Source organism: Acidocella sp. MX-AZ03, from assembly GCF_027626035.1.
Lineage (GTDB): Bacteria > Pseudomonadota > Alphaproteobacteria > Acetobacterales > Acetobacteraceae > Acidocella > Acidocella facilis.
This window is the reverse complement of record NZ_CP110774.1, coordinates 1,395,213-1,411,019: the sequence shown is the minus strand read 5'-3', so window position 1 is coordinate 1,411,019 and position 15,807 is coordinate 1,395,213. Positions and strand designations below refer to the sequence as shown.

12 protein-coding genes and 2 pseudogenes are annotated in these 15,807 nt (G+C 66.3%); 6 read left to right on the top strand and 8 right to left on the bottom strand.

Annotation, left to right across the window (positions count from 1 at the left end; all coding sequences use genetic code 11):
- The 3 genes and pseudogenes from GT370_RS07990 to GT370_RS07980 all read right to left on the bottom strand — a co-directional run bounded on the left by GT370_RS07990 (position 1) and on the right by GT370_RS07980 (position 4,222).
- Positions 1–1,535 (bottom strand): annotated as a pseudogene (locus GT370_RS07990) (autotransporter assembly complex protein TamA).
- Between the two features lie 390 nt (positions 1,536–1,925).
- Positions 1,926–2,909, bottom strand: coding sequence for an RluA family pseudouridine synthase (locus tag GT370_RS07985; protein WP_008492315.1), 984 nt, complete (start codon positions 2,907–2,909; stop codon positions 1,926–1,928).
- Positions 2,906–4,222: a replication-associated recombination protein A gene (locus GT370_RS07980; RefSeq protein ID WP_371137069.1), complete on the bottom strand. Its 1,317-nt coding sequence runs from the start codon at positions 4,220–4,222 to the stop codon at positions 2,906–2,908. The genes GT370_RS07985 and GT370_RS07980 overlap by 4 nt, the downstream gene beginning before the upstream one ends.
- A gap of 80 nt (positions 4,223–4,302) precedes the next feature.
- Here GT370_RS07980 and GT370_RS07975 point away from each other — a divergent pair, with 80 nt between their 5' ends.
- Entirely contained in the window at positions 4,303–4,548 is a 246-nt protein-coding gene (locus GT370_RS07975; protein ID WP_270184186.1) for a hypothetical protein, read from the top strand.
- A 184-nt stretch (positions 4,549–4,732) separates the two neighbouring features.
- On the opposite strand, the gene GT370_RS07970 is transcribed toward GT370_RS07975, so the two are convergent.
- Genes GT370_RS07970 through GT370_RS07960 form a run of 3 tightly spaced genes read right to left on the bottom strand, consistent with a single transcriptional unit; the run spans position 4,733 to position 7,806 of the window.
- A complete protein-coding gene (locus tag GT370_RS07970; protein ID WP_008492319.1) occupies positions 4,733–5,596 on the bottom strand; it encodes a transglutaminase family protein in 864 nt (287 codons plus the stop codon).
- Between the two features lie 21 nt (positions 5,597–5,617).
- Positions 5,618–5,959, bottom strand: coding sequence for an alpha-E domain-containing protein (locus GT370_RS07965; protein WP_270184185.1), 342 nt, complete (start codon positions 5,957–5,959; stop codon positions 5,618–5,620).
- Positions 5,953–7,806, bottom strand: coding sequence for a circularly permuted type 2 ATP-grasp protein (locus GT370_RS07960; protein WP_270184184.1), 1,854 nt, complete (start codon positions 7,804–7,806; stop codon positions 5,953–5,955). Before GT370_RS07960 ends, GT370_RS07965 begins: the two co-directional genes overlap by 7 nt.
- A gap of 392 nt (positions 7,807–8,198) precedes the next feature.
- Here GT370_RS07960 and GT370_RS07955 point away from each other — a divergent pair.
- The 3 genes and pseudogenes from GT370_RS07955 (at position 8,199) to GT370_RS07945 (ending at position 12,311) form a co-directional block, all read left to right on the top strand.
- Positions 8,199–9,688, top strand: a pseudogene (locus GT370_RS07955) (circularly permuted type 2 ATP-grasp protein).
- Positions 9,685–10,725 (top strand): alpha-E domain-containing protein, encoded by a 1,041-nt coding sequence (locus tag GT370_RS07950; RefSeq protein ID WP_008492322.1) that lies wholly within the window; start codon positions 9,685–9,687, stop codon positions 10,723–10,725. Before GT370_RS07955 ends, GT370_RS07950 begins: the two are co-directional and overlap by 4 nt.
- Positions 10,722–12,311: a glycosyltransferase family 39 protein gene (locus GT370_RS07945; RefSeq protein WP_008492323.1), complete on the top strand. Its 1,590-nt coding sequence runs from the start codon at positions 10,722–10,724 to the stop codon at positions 12,309–12,311. The genes GT370_RS07950 and GT370_RS07945 overlap by 4 nt, the downstream gene beginning before the upstream one ends.
- A 145-nt stretch (positions 12,312–12,456) precedes the next feature.
- Here the strand turns inward: GT370_RS07945 and GT370_RS07940 are convergent, their stop codons facing one another.
- On the bottom strand, positions 12,457–13,230 hold the full coding sequence (locus tag GT370_RS07940) for a ferredoxin--NADP reductase (RefSeq protein ID WP_008492326.1): 774 nt from the start codon (positions 13,228–13,230) through the stop codon (positions 12,457–12,459).
- Between the two features lie 120 nt (positions 13,231–13,350).
- Complete coding sequence (locus GT370_RS07935) at positions 13,351–13,689, bottom strand: P-II family nitrogen regulator (RefSeq protein ID WP_008492327.1); 339 nt, start codon at positions 13,687–13,689, stop codon at positions 13,351–13,353.
- A gap of 313 nt (positions 13,690–14,002) precedes the next feature.
- Between GT370_RS07935 and GT370_RS07930 the strand changes: the two genes are divergently transcribed.
- Together GT370_RS07930 and GT370_RS07925 are read left to right on the top strand one after the other, a co-directional pair.
- Entirely contained in the window at positions 14,003–15,355 is a 1,353-nt protein-coding gene (locus GT370_RS07930) for a hypothetical protein (protein WP_270184183.1), read from the top strand.
- Positions 15,319–15,696 (top strand): hypothetical protein, encoded by a 378-nt coding sequence (locus tag GT370_RS07925; protein WP_270184182.1) that lies wholly within the window; start codon positions 15,319–15,321, stop codon positions 15,694–15,696. The genes GT370_RS07930 and GT370_RS07925 overlap by 37 nt, the downstream gene beginning before the upstream one ends.
- Positions 15,697–15,807: the final 111 nt, after the last annotated feature.

Here is a 15,807-nt window from a genome sequence, read left to right as displayed (position 1 = left end):
TCAGAACGCCTCCCCGAGCCCGATATAGAGCCCGAAGGCGCTGCTGCCCGGGGTGCGCTTCAGCGGCAGCGCGAAATCCACCCGGATCGGCCCGATCGAGGTGTAATAGCGCGCCCCCAGCCCGGCGCCGACGCGCAGCGTGCCCTTGAACGGGGCAGAGCCCGCACTGACCTGCCCGGCATCGATGAACGGCACGATGCCGATGCTCTTGGTGATATGCTGGCGGAATTCCAGATTGATCGCATCCAGCGCCAGCCCGCCCTGGGCGTGTCGTCCGCGAAAAGCGGGCCGATGGTCTGGTAGGTATAGCCGCGCACCGTGCCCGAACCGCCCGCGTAGAAGCGCTGATCCGCCGGCACGCCAAACTGGCTCGCCCCCTGGATGCTGCCCAGCACCCCATGCAGCGCCACCACGCCCCAGGCTTTGCGCTCGACCGGGAAATAAACCGAGCCGGTGCCTTGCAGGATCACGAACGGATCATGCGGGGTGCCGACCACCGGCATGGTCGGGGTGATGGTGAGGGAGAGCTTATGGCCGCGCGTGGGCTCCAGCAGCGAGTTGCTGGTGTCCCAGGTGAAATTGATCGGGAATTGCGCCAGCACATAGCTGCGCGCCACCCCTTCCTGGTCCACCCGCTCGGTGGTGAAGCTGGGGCCGTAGGTGATGGCGGTATGGGCGGTGATGGGGCGGGAGAGCGAGCCGCCGATGATGATGCCGGTGCGCCGATAGGCGGTGAGGGATTGCTGCAGCCCCTCGGCGGAGAGAGTCAGCGTCTGGCCGCGCACATAATAATCCGGCTTGGTGAACACGCCTTTGATGTCATAGCCAGGTGCGGTCGTGCCCGTGCCCCCCAGCCCGTTAGCGGCGACCGAGAGGGTCAGTGTCTCGGCATGGCCGAAGAGATTGCGATTCTCCCAGCTGGTGCCGATGGAGACACCCAGATCCGTCGCATAGGCGCCGGAGAGCGTGACCGCGTGCAGCTTCTGCTCGGTGACATGAAAGCTGATCGGCACCTGGCCGGAGACCGCCTGTGTCGCCGGCACCGCGGTCACGGAGGAGAATACCCCCAGCCCCAGCAGCGAATCGCGGGCCTGCTGCACCGCCTTGTCGGAATATGGCTGGCCCTGGCGCAGCCTGATATGGCGGGCGAGGAAGGCCGGATCGGTGCGGGTGAGGCCGGAGAAGCTGACCGCGCCGATATCCACGCGCGGGCCAGGGGTGACGCTATAGCTCACATTCAGCGTATGCGTTGCCTCATTCGCCACCGCGTAAGGGGGCGCCACTATGGCGAAGGCATAGCCGGCATTTTGCAGATCGGTGGTGAGCTTGGCCGGCACGGCGAGAATCGGCGCGGCGGTGGCGGGCTGGCCGGTGCGGATGCCGGGGTGCGGCTTGAAGCCCGCTGGCAGCCCGGTGATGTTCACCTGGCCGAGGCTGAACAGCGCGCCTTTCTGGGTGGAGATGGCGACCTTGGCCTGGCTGCCCTGGGGCAGGCGGGTGAGATGATCGAGCAACGCCGGATCATTGAGGGACATGCCGTCGATGGTGATCTTTGCCGTGCCGGCATCATAGCCCAGCGCATGCAGCACGGTGATGAAATGCGTCTCATCCGTGCGCGCCCGGCCGATCAGCGCGAACGGGGCAGGGGGGAGCTTCTTCTGCAACGAGACCAGCGAGGAGGTCTGCTTCATCAGCCCGTCCAGCCCGCCATCGCCGGACGGGGCAAAGCTGACATTGTAATTCACCGGATCGGCCCCCTCGGCGGCATTGCCGCCGAGGACGAGGCAGAGGCACAGAAGGGGCGTGTCCACCGGCGCATGCTTTGATATGTGACAGCAAAGCCCGGGTTTTCCACCCCCTCGGCCGTTAACCGACTGTAATTTATAGGAAAGGCTTAGGCCGCGCCGCGCCCGCCGCGCCTGGGTTTAGACGGCGCCGCGTCCGCTGCGCCGGGGTTTGGCCGCGTCCGGGGCCGGGAAGCCAAGATAATTCAGCCCGTTCACCATATGCTTGGGCAACTCCGCCTCGATGCTCAGCAGGCCGCCTTCCGGGTGCGGAAAGCTGAGCCGGCGCGCATGCAGATGCAGCTGGTTGGCGAAATGCTCATGATAGGCGCTGCCATAAACCTCATCGCCCAGAATCGGCGTGCCCAGGGCCAAACAATGGGCGCGCAGCTGGTGCATCCGCCCGGTATGCGGGCTCAGCTCCGCCAGGCAGAATTTGCGCCCGGCCTTGTCCAGAATGCGATAATCGGTGATCGCCTTCTGCGCCTCCTTATCCTTGCGCGAGGCTGGCTCGGCGCGGGAGGTTTGGCCGAGATCGATGCGCTTCAGCGGCAGATCGATCCGCCCTTCCAGCGCATCCGGCAGCCCGACCAGCAGCGCCCAGTAGGTTTTCTCGACATCGCGGCCGCGAAACGCCGCCGAGAGCTTCGCCGCCACCTTGGCAGAGCGGGCGATGACCAGCACGCCGGAAGTGTCGCGGTCCAGCCGGTGCACCAGTTTGGGCCGCTCCGGATGCTCGCCCTGCAGCGCATCCAGCATCCCGTCCACATGCACGGCGATGCCCGAGCCGCCCTGCACCGGCAGCCCGGCCGGCTTGTTCAGGACAATCACCGAATCATCCTGATAGATCACCATCCGCTCCAGCTCCTTGGTGCGGTTTTCATCCATCTTGACGATCTGGCGGGGCTTGGGCGCGTCGGTCGGCGGGGCGATCTCGGGCAGGCTCAGCACATCGCCCAGGGCCAGGCGGTCATTCGCCTCGGCGCGGCTGCCATTGCGGCGAATCTTGCCGGTGCGCAGCAATTTTTGCAGCACGCCCTGGGTGAGGCCCGGCACTTCGCGGCGCAGGAAACGGTCCAGCCGCATCTCGGCGCCGGCCTCGGGAACTTGTATCTCGGTGGTCATTGCCTCTCTTCGCGCAATTTCTGCCAATAAGCGAGGCGCTTGACGATTTCGCGCTCAAAGCCGCGCTCCACTGGCCGGTAGAAATCCGGCCGCCCCATGCCTTCGGGGAAGTAATTATCGCCGGAGAAACCCTCCTCGGTATCGTGGTCGTACTGGTAGCCTTCGCCATAGCCCAGGTTCTTCATCAGCTTGGTGGGGGCGTTGAGGATGTTCATCGGCGGCATCAAACTGCCGGTTTCCTTGGCGGCGCGGTTGGCGGCACCGATGGCCTTATAAACGGCGTTGGATTTCGGCGCGGTGGCCAGATACACCACCGCCTGGGCGATGCAGACCTCCCCCTCCGGCGAGCCCAGCCGCTCATAGGCCTCCCAGGCGGAGAGGGCCTGCACCAGCGCCTGCGGGTCGGCCAGGCCGATATCCTCGGCGGCGAAGCGGGTGACGCGCCGGGCGATATAGCGCGGGTCTTCCCCGCCCGCGAACATCCGCGCCAGCCAGTACAAGGCCGCATCCGCATCCGAGCCGCGCATGGATTTATGCAGGGCGGAGATGAGGTTGTAATGCTCCTCGCGGTCGCGGTCATAAAGGGCGGCGCGGCGGGAGAGCAGCTGGCCCAGGGCGGTTTCATCCAGAGCTGTGCCGGGGGGCAAAGCGAAAAGCTGTTCGGCCATGTTGAGCAAAGCGCGGCCATCGCCGTCGGCCATGGCGCGCAGGCTGGCGCGCGCCCCTGGCGTGAGGGGCAGAGGCTGGCTCATCTCCGCCTCGGCGCGGCTGAGCAGCTCCTCCATCGCCGCATCGTCCAGCCGGCGCAGCACGAAGACTTGGGCGCGGGAGAGCAGCGCGCCATTCAGCGCGAAGCTGGGGTTCTCCGTGGTGGCGCCGATCAGCGTGATCGTCCCGGCCTCCACCACCGGCAGAAACGCATCCTGCTGGGCGCGGTTGAAGCGGTGGATCTCGTCCACGAACAGCAGCGTGGCGCGGCCGGCGCGGTGCAGCCGGGTGGCGTCCTCGAACACTTTCTTGAGGTCCGCGACGCCGGAGAACACCGCCGAGATCTGCCGGAATTGCAGCCCCGCCGCATCCGCCAGCAGCCGGGCGATGGTGGTTTTGCCCACGCCGGGCGGGCCCCAGAGGATGATCGAGGCCAGCGAGCCGCGCGCCAGCATGCCGGTGAGGCTGCCCTCCGGCCCCAGCAAATGCGCCTGGCCCGCGACATCGCCCAGCGCCTTCGGGCGCAGCCGTTCCGCCAAGGGATGGCTGCCCGGATTGGCCGGCATGGCAGCCTCTGGCGGGCCGAACAGATCATCTTCCTGCATGGCTGACATTTAGCCGCAAGCAGGGCCCCTTGCCATGGCGCGCAGTTGAACAGGGCGCATCTCTGCCCTAGATCTGTCATATGGCAAAAGAAAATGGCCCGGTGCTCGACATGACGCCCGATGGGCACTTCGTCGAGCCGTCTAAACCCTCTCTGGCGCAGATCGCGCTGCGGTTGCTGACGTTCGCGGTGGCGCTTGGCGTCGGCGCGGTGGTGGTCTGGACCGCCTTCCTGATGATCCCGGTGCTGCTGGTGCTGGGGTTTGCCGGCTATCTGCTGATGCGCGGCCAGCGGCGGGGCTGGCGGGTTTTTGAGCAGTATTCCTGACGCCCGCTGGTAAAATTAGAAAAAGTTTTTGGGGGTATGGGGACTTTTTTCAAAAAGTCCCCATAAACGTTGGGGTGGTGGCAACGCCGTTGCCACCACCCCAAACGTTTTTCGCCGCTTTTTTGAAAAAAAGCGGCACCAAAAAATTTTTATAATTTCAAAAAAGTTGTTTATAAACAAACTGCTAGGTCAGTACCGGCTCCAGATCCACGCCGACACTCAGCGAATGCCGGCCACCGCCCAGAATCACCCCGCGCAGCGGCGAGACATCGTTGAAATCCCGGCCCCAGGCCAGAGTCACATGCTCATTGCTGACCAGAAGATTGTTGGTCGGGTCGAAATCCACCCAGCCGATTTCCGGGCCGAGCCAGACGCCGATCCAGGCATGGCTCTGATCCGCGCCGCGCCGCTTTTCCTGCCCCGGCGGCGGCAGCGTGCGCAGATAGCCCGACACGTAGCGCCCCGGCAGCCCCAGCGCGCGCAGGCAGGCCAGCATGAAATGCGCATAATCCTGGCAGACCCCGGTGCGGGTGCGTAAAATCTGCAGCGCCGTGGTGAAATTATTGGTCACCCCAGGCTTGTAGGTCATCTCATTGAAGATGCGCTGGTTCAGCTCCAGTACGGCTTCGAGCATGTCCCGCCCCGGCCGGAAGCTCACCGCGGCATAATCCGCGATCTCCCCGACCGGTCTGGCGAGGTCGCTCGGCAGGCAGAACTCCGCCACCTCCACCTCATGCAGCGCCCAGGCGGCGATCGCCTCCCAGCGCGGCGTGTGCGCTGGCGGCAAGGGCTGCTCCACCTCGATCGTTGCACTCAGCGTCACGTTGAACTGCTTATGCGCCCCGGTCAGCGAGACGCTGGTGGTAAAATTGCCGAAATGGTCGATCTCATCGCGCCGGTTGTCCGGCAGCGGCGAGATCTCCAGCCGCGCCTCGCGGATGATCTGGCCGGGGCGCGAACGCGGCAGCAAATGCATGAAATGCGTGCCGATCACCACCGGTTCGGCATAATCATAGGCGGTGGCGTGGTTCAGGCGGTACAGGGTCATATCGCGGCGGAGTGTGGCAAGTTATTGTGCCGCTTCCAAGATCTCTTCATCCTCAAGCGTATGCGCCGCGGGCAGCAGCGTGAAGAAGCGCCGCTGCACGCGGTCGGACAGGGTGCGCAGCTTCGCCGCCATGGCGCTCAAAGTGGCGCTCAGCGCCGCGCCGCCGCCGGCCAGATCGGCCAGCTCATGCTGCAGCAGCCTTGAGGTTTCGGCATCGTCATCCGCCCCCAGCCGCTCCAGGCAGGCACGCAGCGCGTTGCACTGGAAGGCCAGGGCGCGCGGGTTGGAGCCATCGGCCAGCAGCATCGCCAGCACCGGGCCGGGGGCGATGATGCCGGCATGGCGCAGCTCATAGCTCAGCACCGAATCGGCGAGCTCGATGCCCAGCGCCAGCCCCGGCTCCAGCCGGGGATCGGCCCGTCCAGCAAAATCGCCAGCGTCTCCGCCATCGTCTCGGCGCGCTCCAGCCGGCGGCCCATTTCCAGGAACAGCCAGCCACCATCGCGGGACATGTTCTCCGCCGCGATGCCGGCGAAGCTGGCGGCGAAATTCAGCATCACCGGCAAGGCCGCTTCCTCGTTCGGCAGCGCCTCATTGGCCTGCTGCAGCGCCAGCCGCACGGTGGCGAGCATCGAGGGCGAAAGCCGCTCGGAGGAGGCATCCACCAGCCGCGCCACCTCCTTCACCAGCCCGGCCAGCGGGCGGCGGCGCGCCAGCGTCTGGCGCAGCAGCCGGCCGGAGAGGGCGGAGCCCGCCACATCCGCCGGCAGCAGCCCGGCCTGGCCGAGACAGCGCGAGATCAACCCGCGCTCGGCCATGTCACGCGGCAGCGAGGTGCCGGATTCCAGCCGGGGCAGGGCCAGCATCAGCAGCCGCGCCGCCGCCTCCAGCCGCTCCACCGAGCGGCCGAGCCAGAACAGATTATCCGCCAGCCGCGAGGGCAGATGCGCGGCGGCGAGGAATTTCACCTTCTCCGGCGGCTCGGCCGGGGGCGCGCCGGAGATCATTCGCGATTCCTCGCCGTCGAACACCCAGAGATCCTTCAGCCCCAGCCCGGCTTGCGCATCCATCGCCAGGCCCAGCCCGCCCGGCAGCACCTGCCACTGCAGCCCGTCATGCCAGGAGAAGATGCGAAAACAGAGTGGCGCCTTGGTCAGCACGCCATCAGGGGCGAGAAAGGGCGCTTGCGAGGCCAGCGCCACATCTTCCGGCTCGGCCTGCTGCATCTTGTGCGGCGCCCCCAGCAGCGGCTCGAACAGCTCCTGCAGATAAGGGTGCAGCACCTGCGACTCCAGCAGCTTGCTGCCGGGGGCGTTGAGCATGTTCAGCACCCCGGCCCGCACCGCCCCGAAGGCGCCGGCAATGCCCGCCCCTGGCCGGCCGCCTTGCTCCAGCGGGTCGAGATCGATCCCCGACACGCCGCGGATCAGCGTGGCGACATGCAGCAGCCCGCTCAGCGTCTTCATATGCAAGGCGCCGTTGCGGGTGGCGAGATCGGCCGGCTCGATCATCAGCACGCCCAGCGCGCGCGCCAGCAGCGCATCGTCGCCATTCGGCAGCCCCGGGGCGGCCGCCCCGCCGGAGAGCACCGCCACCAGCCCGCCTTCGGCCCGGCGCTGCAGCTGATCCACCAGAATCTCCCGCGCCGGCCGCAGCGAGCGCAGCGCCCCGGCCCGGAATAATTCAGGCAGCACCCCATTCGCCAGGCGGCGCAGCGTGAGCGCGTGGCCAAGCCCGGGAATGGTCCCGGTATGGTCGCGCAGCAGCTTGAAGCGCCCATCGGTGCCGCGAATCACATCCGCCGCATACAGCCCCAGGCGCGGTGCCGGTAGTGGCCCGCCAGTATGCAGCGCGCGCAGAAAGAACGGGTCCGCCAGCACCAGCGCCGGCGGCAGCCGGCCCAGACGCATCAGGCTCTGCGGGCCGTAGAGATCTTCCATCACCTGTGAGAGCAGCTCGGCGCGCTGGCTGACCGCCTCTTCCAGCCAGGCGAATTCCGAGGCGGTGAGCAGCGCCGGCAACGGGTCGTAAGGCCGGGCGGCAGGCAGCAGCGCCGGCGCGGCCAGCCCCACCTGCCGGCCCAGCGCCGCGCAGCGCCGCTCCAGCTCGATCATGCCCATTTCGCGCACGGCCGACAAAACCGGCGACCAGGGGCTTTTCAGCCGTCCCTGTCGGTCCAGTGTTTCGTCGTAGGGTGACAAAATTTGCATTTCGACAGGATTAACAGAGTGTAGGACGGGTGCCTACCTGTCCCTGATTGCAAGCCCGGTCAGTCTGGTCGCACCGTGGGAAACGGCGCGGCGCGGCGGCGGGGCGTGCTTGGTCCGATGCTTGCATAACTGTCATGAAGTCTAAATCCCGCAGCCAGGGAGGCACCTTGCGGACATGGATGTTTTGAAGGCAGATTTACAATGTACCATGACGGATCGGCGCCAAATCTCAGGTGATGCGTGCTGAATTGCTGGGCGGCTTCTGCCCGGTTGGTGCTCTTCGCGCGTAAGCACGGGCTGTTTCCGGCCTGTCACTCCGAACCTGATACTCTGACGACCCATCGCTTTTTCCATCATCATTTTTTCCGCCTAGGCGCGCCGGAGGCTTTGGTTTGAGCGACATTTTTCAGCATTTATGGCCCGAATATGATCCAGGCCGTTTCTTTTGCGAACTGACGACGCCGCGCGCCGATGCCGGCCCGGTGCCGCGATGGCTGGCCGAGCGGCTGCAGGGCATCGGGCTGGAAGCGCTGCGCGCCCGCGCCTCCGCCGCCGAAACCGATCTGATCGATCTCGGCGTCACCTTCACGGTCTATTCCGACGCCACGGCGATCGACCGAATCCTGCCCTTTGATTGTATCCCGCGTGTATTAACCGCGCCTGAATGGGATCTGCTGGAGCGCGCCTGCGCCCAGCGTGTGAAGGCGCTGAACCTGTTCCTGGGCGATATCTACGGCAAGGGCCATGTGGTGAAGGATGGCATCATCCCCGGCGAGCTGGTCTATGGCAACGCCAATTACCGCCCGGAGATGAAGGATTTCCCGGTCCCCCACGGCACCTATGTGCATGTCTGCGGCATCGACATCATCCGCGACGAGGCGGGGATTTCCGGGTGCTGGAGGATAATGCCCGCACCCCGTCGGGCGTCTCCTATGTCATCGAGAACCGGCATCTGATGCTGCGCACCTTCCCGGACCTGATGTCCGGCATCAAACTGAAGCCGGTGGATGATTACGGGCGGCGCCTGCGCGCGGCGATGGCCGAGGTGGCGCCGGGCGACAATGCGGACCCGCAGGTGGTGCTGCTCTCGCCGGGCATCTATAACTCCGCCTATTTCGAGCATGTGTTCCTGGCCCGCGAGATGGGCGTGCCGCTGGTGGTGGGGGCGGATCTGACGGTCGAGAATGACCGCGTCTTCATGCGCACCATCTCCGGGCTGAAGCCGGTGCACACGATCTATCGCCGGCTGAATGACGACTTCCTGGACCCGGAAGTGTTCCGGCCGGATTCCATGCTGGGCGTGCCCGGGCTGATCCGCGCCTGGAAGGCCGGCAATGTCGCCATCGCCAATGCTGTCGGCACCGGGGTGGCGGATGACAAGGCGGTCTATGCCTATATGCCGCGCATCATCAAATATTATCTGGATGAGGAGCCGCTGATCCAGAATGTCGAGACCCATATCTGCCGTGAGCCGGAAGGGCTGAAATATACGCTGGAGAATCTCGACAAGCTGGTGACCAAGCCGGTGGGTGAATCCGGCGGCTACGGCATCACCATCGGCCCGCGCGCCTCAAAGGAGGAGCTGGAGAAAGTGCGCGAGACCATCTCGGCCGACCCGGATAACTGGATCAGCCAGCCGATGATCGGCCTCTCCGTTGGCCCGACTTTGGCGGAAGAGGGCATCGGCCCGCGCCATCTGGATCTGCGGCCCTTCATCGTCACCGGCAAGGAAAGCTGGGTGCTGCCCGGCGGGTTATCACGAGTCGCAATGAAAAGGGGGTCGCTTATCGTGAATTCGAGCCAGGGCGGCGGCTCCAAGGATACCTGGGTGCTGGCCGAGGATTTCAGCAAGGACGACCCCACGAAGGGAGACACGCCATGACCCATATGCGCGACCCCGGGCTGCTCGCCCGCGACGCCGAGGGGCTGTTCTGGATGGCGCGCTATCTGGAGCGCGTCGAGAACATGGCGCGGCTGATCGATGTGACGCAGAGCTTCGAGAGCCCTGGCTTCGAGACCGAGGCCTGGTTCGGGCTCATCCGCATCAATGCCGATGAGAAGAATTTCCTGGAGCGCGGCTTCTCGGCGGATGCGACGCATGTGAAGCGCTTCTATCTGCTGGATAAAGGCAACAGCACCTCCATCCCCGCCAGCCTGGAGGATGCGCGCACCAATGCCCGCACCTTGCGGCCGCTGATGAGCACGGAGATGTGGAAGCAGCTCAACGTGTTTCACCGCTTTGTCAGCCGGATCACGCCGGAGGATCTGGAGGGGGACGCGCTCTCGCGCCTCTGCACCCGGATCAAGGAGGGGGTGCAGGCCCATACCGGCATCACCCAGGGCACCATCTACCGGGACCAGGGTTGGTATTTCTACGAGCTGGGCCGCTATATCGAGCGGGCCGACCAGACCACCCGCATGCTGGACATCAAATTCACCGCCCTGCTGCCGCGCGGCGGGGAGGAGAAGCGGGTGGCGGAGCTGACGCAATGGAACGCGATTTTGCGCGCCGCCGCCGGCTATCACGCCTTCAAGCGCCAGGCCCGGGCGCAATTCGCGCCGGAGGATGTGGTGCAGTTCCTGCTGCGTGATCCCTCCAACCCGCGCTCGCCGCTGCTCTGCGTGCGGCGGATTGAATCGCATCTCGATGATCTGCGCCGGCATTTCGGCCTGTCACGCGGGGCGGAGGCGCTGGAGCGGGTGGAGATGCTGCGCGAGCTCTTGTTGGAGGTCAAGCTCAGCCATATTTTAGCCACGGGTCTGCACGATTATTTGGACCTCGTACAAATATACCTGCAGGAGCTCGCAGGGGCCATTGGTCGCGCCTTTTTCCGCGATTGGCGGCCCGAGCCGACGCCTGAGTCGCAATTGCAGGGGCCGTCGTCCCCGTCACAGTCTCAAACACAGGTCAGCGCGTGAGCATTACTGTCAAACCCGAGATCAAGACCGGCTCCAGCCAGGCGAACCGCGCGGCATCGCTCGCGCGCTTCGCCTGGCCGGCCGGGATCTTCCTGCTGGCGCTGCTGCCGCGGGTGATCGATCTCGGGCGCCGGCCCTTCTGGCTGGATGAGATGTTCACCCTGCAACGCGCCTCGCTGCAGCCGGGCGCCTTGATGGTGAATTCCTTCCAGAATCATCACATGCCGAGCTTCTTCCTGATGCTGGCGCCGCTGACCCATTTCGGCGATCCGCAATTCTGGCTGCGCCTGCCCTCGGCCCTCTTCGGCGCGGCGGCGGTGATGCTGGTTTATCTGATCGCGGCGCGCATCGCCGGGCGGCTGGCTGGGGTGCTGGCGGCCCTGGTGCTGGGCTTCTCGCCGATGGCGCTGGCCTTCGCCCAGGAAGCGCGCTCCTACACCATGGAAATGACGCTGATCCTGGTGGCGCTCTACGGCGTCACCCGGCTGACGCTGGATCTGCCGGCGGCCAGCCGCAACTGGCGCCAGGCCAAGGCGGGCTGGCTCTGCTTCGTACTGGGGACCGTCGCGGCGCTGGATGTGCTGGGTGATGCGCTGCCCTGGTGGCTGGCCGCCAATCTGATCTTCCTTTGCCTGCTGGGGTTCAGCGATCATCGGCGGGGGCTGTTGCGCAATCTCGCCCTGGCGGATGCCGCCATCCTGGCCCTCACCGCGCCATTCTATCTGGTCATGCTGCATTTCCAGACCGAGAGCGTGACCAACGCGCTGGGCTGGATTCCGCCGCTGGACGCGGCGCGCCTCTGGTACAGCCTGGGCAGCGTCTATTTCATGCATGTGGCGGATTGGGTTTCCTTCCGCTTCATCTCCCGCGATGCGACGCCGGGCGTGATCTGGCTGATCGATGCGGCGCTGCTCGCCACACTCTGCGTCGCCGCTTGGAAGCTGCGCCGCCGCCCGGCGGTGATGGCGATGCTGGCGGTGGCGTTGCTGTTCCTGCCGGTGCTGTTCGTGCTGATTTCCCTGAAGCACCCGATTTTCCTGCCGCGCTATCTGCTCTGGAGCGCGGCGCCTTTCGCGATCCTGGCCGGGATTGGTGGCGCGGCGCTGCTGGACCGGCGCGCGCCGGGCGTGGCCTGGGCCGCGGTGGTGGGGGCGGGCGCGCTGCTACTCGTCAACGCGCTGCCTTACTACGCCGCAGAGACCAAGCCGCGCTGGGACGTGGCCGCGCAGATTCTGGCCAATGACGTAGCCCCAGGAGATATGCTCTATCTCTCCGATGACGGGGCGTTGCCGATCCTGCAGCATTATCTGCCGGCCGACGCGAGGGCGACGGTGCTGGCCCATGCCGGCGGCGACCTTGCCCAGGCCCAGCAGGCGGTGGCTTCGGGCAAGCGGGTCTGGGTGGTCTATGGTCATGCCGGGCAGAATACTGGCACCGCGAAAGAATTCTTTGCCAAGACCAAGACGCTGGGCGAGCCGAGCGTGGTGGAAGGGGCGGGGCGGCGGATCGCCATCGTGCTCTATGATCCGGCGTCGCATCTGGCTTTCTGCACCCAGCTCGGGATGAAGGACGGGATTTGTAGCTGAGCATTCTGGGGGCGCCGGCGGTGCATAGGCCCGGGCGTCTTTCGCCGCTTTTTTGAAAAAAGCGGCACCAAAAAACTTTTGCAATTTTTCCAACAAAAACCCCGCCTGGGCTGTACCCGGGCGGGGTGTTTCAGCAGCGCGGAGGTTATTTCTCCACGAACGCCTTCTCGATCACATACTGGCCCGGCACCGAATGGCTGCCCTCCGCAAAGCCGCGGGCCTCCATCATCGCCTGCAGCTGCGCCAGCATCTCCGGGCTGCCGCACAGCATCACCCGGTAATCTTCCTTGTTGAACGCCGGCAGGCCGAGATCCGCCTCCAGCTTGCCCTGCTCCAGCAGGTCGGTGATGCGGCCCTGGTTGCGGAAGGGCTCGCGGGTCACGGTCGGGTAATAAAGCAGCTTTTCGCGCGCCAGCTCGCCGAAGAACTCGTCCTCCAGCAGATCCGCGACGACCTTCTCGCCATAGGCCAGCTCCGCCACCTCGCGGCAGCCATGCACCAGCACCAGCTTCTCATAACGGTCATAGGCCTCGGGATCCTTGATCACCGAGACGAACGGCGCCAGCCCGGTGCCGGTGGCGAGCATGGTGAGATACTTGCCCGGGGTCAGGCTGTCCTGCACCAGCGTGCCGGTGGGCTTGCCGCCGACGATGATCTCATCGCCCGGCTGCAGCTTCTGCAGATGCTGGGTCAGCGGGCCGTTCGGCACCTTGATGGAGAAAAACTCCAGCTGGTCCTCATGATTGGCGCTGCACAGCGAATAAGCGCGCAGCAGCGGCCGCCCATTGATGGGCAGGCCGATCATCACGAATTGTCCATTGAGAAAGCGCAGGCCCGGATTGCGCGTCGTCGTGAAGCTGAACAGCCGGTCCGTCCAGTGCCGGACGGTTTTCACCGTCTCGGTATACATCGTCGCCAAGGTCTCTTGCTCCGCACAAAAAATCGGACCCGTCCTTAGACGCTCCGGCGGAAAATGTTAACCTCTATTTTGACAAAGCAGGGGCCGGAAAAGCAAAAAACTCCTCCGGCCAGCCCTTCCTTACAGCGCCGCGCTGCCCTTGTCGTTGGTGCGGATGCGGATCGCCTCCTCGATCTCGGAGACGAAGATCTTGCCGTCGCCGATCCTCCCGGTGCGCGCCGCGTTCATGATCGCCTCCACCGCGCGCTCGACCAGATCGTCGTCGCAGACGATCTCGATTTTCACTTTCGGAAGAAAATCAACGACATACTCGGCGCCGCGATAGGTCTCGGAATGGCCCTTCTGGCGCCCATAGCCCTTCGCCTCGGTGACGGTGATGCCTTGCAGCCCCACTTCGCCCAGCGAATCCTTCACCTCATCGAGCTTGAAGGGTTTGATGATGGCTTCGATCTTCTTCATCGCGTCTCGCCGCCTTTTTTGGCGGGCGCTCCTGAACCGGTTGCGGGGCCGGACTGCCCGGCGGCCTGGGAAACAAGCCACCTCATCCTGTCATGCGCCATTCCGTGGCACAATGGTCTTGGGGCCGAAATGGTCCGGCTGGCGCCGATTTTTGCTCGAAACTTGGCGGCGCGGGTGCAGGTGCGCTATGGCCAGTGGCGTTTACTGGCGGAGACGATATGACCCTCGCGACCTTGCCGGCCCCGCGCGCCGCCCCGGAGCGTTCAGCACAGCCGAATTCGCCGCTTTGCCCACCTCGCTTCCGGCCTTTTCCGTGGCCCATCCGGCGCTGCTGCCGCTGGCCCACCGGCATGAGGCGGAGACGCTGTGGCTGTCCACCCATCAGGTGCCGCCGCGCCTGGCCCGCGCCGCCGCCGCCCGCGCCGCCGCCTTGTTCGGCGAGGCCGAGCGCGCCGCGCTGCCGCCGCAGGCGCAGGCGCTGCTGCCCGGCTGGCTGGCGCCGATGGCCAGCGACATTTCCCCCGGCCCGACGCGCCTGGCCGAGCTTTTCGATCTCTCCGCCGAAGAGGCCGGGCGGCTGCACGGGCTCTGGTCCTGGCTCGGCACCGCCGATGCGCTGATGGAGACCGGCGGCGATATCCGCCTGGCGCGCGACCCGAAAACCGCCCTCAACGGCTATGGCTGCAGCCACCGGCCGCGCCCCTGGGCGATCACCTTTGCGTCCTCCACCGCCTCCTCTTCCTCCGAGCGCGGCTATATCGCGGCGGACAAGGCGCGGCTGCAGGTGAGCGCGGCGCTGCTGCGCGGCATGGCGCCGCAGCGGGCCCTGGCCAGCTGCATCGGCGCGGTCCGGCGCGGGCTGGGGCGGGCTTATGGGCTGCGCCCTGGCGAGGAGATCGTGCTCGCCGCCTCGGGCACCGATACCGAGCTGCTGGCCCTCGCCTTGACCCATCTCGCCGGCACCGGCCAGCCGATCCTCAACATCCTGATCGCCCCGGAGGAAACCGGGCGCGGCGTGCCGATGGCGGCGCGGGGCCAGCATTTCGCCGTGGACACCGCCTTGGGCCATGATGTCACCTTCGAGGCGCCGATCGAAGGTTTTCGCCCCGATACCGCCCTGGCCAATATCGCGCTGCGCAGCGCCTCCGGCGCGGTGCGCCCGCAGAGCGAGGTCGAAGCTGAAATCGAGGCCGTGCTGGACGCCGCGCTGGCGCAAGGGCGGCGCGTGATCCTGCACGGGCTGGACCTGTCCAAGACCGGCCTGCTGGCGCCATCGCCGGCTTTCCTGGCGGATCTGCGGGCGCGGTACGGGCGGGGTTCGATATTGTCGTCGATGCCTGCCAGGCGCGGCTCTCCCCGTCTTCGGTGCGCGCCTATCTGGCGCTGGAGGCGGTGGTGCTGGTCACCGGCTCGAAATTCTTCACCGGCCCGCCTTTCGCCGGGGCGGCGTTGCTGCCGGCTTCGGTGGCGGCACGGCTGGGCACGGCGCGGCTGCCAGCCGGGCTGGCCGCCTATTTCAACCAGGGTGAATTCCCGCCCGGCGCCTTTGCCGCGCAGGGCTTGCCGGCGGGCGGCAATTACGGGCTGGCGCTGCGCTGGCACGCGGCATTGGCGGAGATGCGGGCGCTGTTGCGTGTTGCTCCGAAGCGTCGCGCTGACATTATAGAGGCGTTCGGCGCGGCGGTGCGCCAGGGCATCGACGCCACACCCGGCCTGGCGCTGCTGCCCGCCCCGCCGATTGCCCGCACCGCGGCGGACGAGCCCTGGGAGCGCCTGCCCAGCATCTTCACCTTCTCGCTGCCCGCCCCGCACGCCCCCGGGCGCTGTTTGACCCCGGCCGAGGCCCGGCAGGTCTATGTCTGGCTGAACACGGATCTCTCCGGCGTGTTGCCGCAGGCGGGAGAAGTCGCGGCAAGGATCTGCCATATCGGCCAGCCAGTGCCGCTGGCGCAGCCTGAAGGGGCGGGGCAGATGGGGCGCTGCGCGTCTCCGCCGGGGCGCGGCTGATCTCGGGCGAGCCCTCGCATCGCAGCCTGGCGCCGGGGGCGCGGCTGCGGCGGGAATTTGCGGATGTCGGCATCGTCTTCGCCAAGATCCGGCTGATCCTGGAAAACTGGC

What these genes read in the sequence shown, in the direction of transcription:
- GT370_RS07985 (WP_008492315.1), bottom strand. Translation starts at nt 2,909, where the DNA reads ATGACCACCGAGATACAAGTTCCCGAGGCCGGCGCCGAGATGCGGCTG.
- GT370_RS07950 (WP_008492322.1), top strand. Translation starts at nt 9,685, where the DNA reads ATGACCCATATGCGCGACCCCGGGCTGCTCGCCCGCGACGCCGAGGGG.
- GT370_RS07975 (WP_270184186.1), top strand. Translation starts at nt 4,303, where the DNA reads ATGGCAAAAGAAAATGGCCCGGTGCTCGACATGACGCCCGATGGGCAC.
- GT370_RS07960 (WP_270184184.1), bottom strand. Translation starts at nt 7,806, where the DNA reads ATGCAAATTTTGTCACCCTACGACGAAACACTGGACCGACAGGGACGG.
- GT370_RS07980 (WP_371137069.1), bottom strand. Translation starts at nt 4,222, where the DNA reads ATGCAGGAAGATGATCTGTTCGGCCCGCCAGAGGCTGCCATGCCGGCC.
- GT370_RS07970 (WP_008492319.1), bottom strand. Translation starts at nt 5,596, where the DNA reads ATGACCCTGTACCGCCTGAACCACGCCACCGCCTATGATTATGCCGAA.
- GT370_RS07935 (WP_008492327.1), bottom strand. Translation starts at nt 13,689, where the DNA reads ATGAAGAAGATCGAAGCCATCATCAAACCCTTCAAGCTCGATGAGGTG.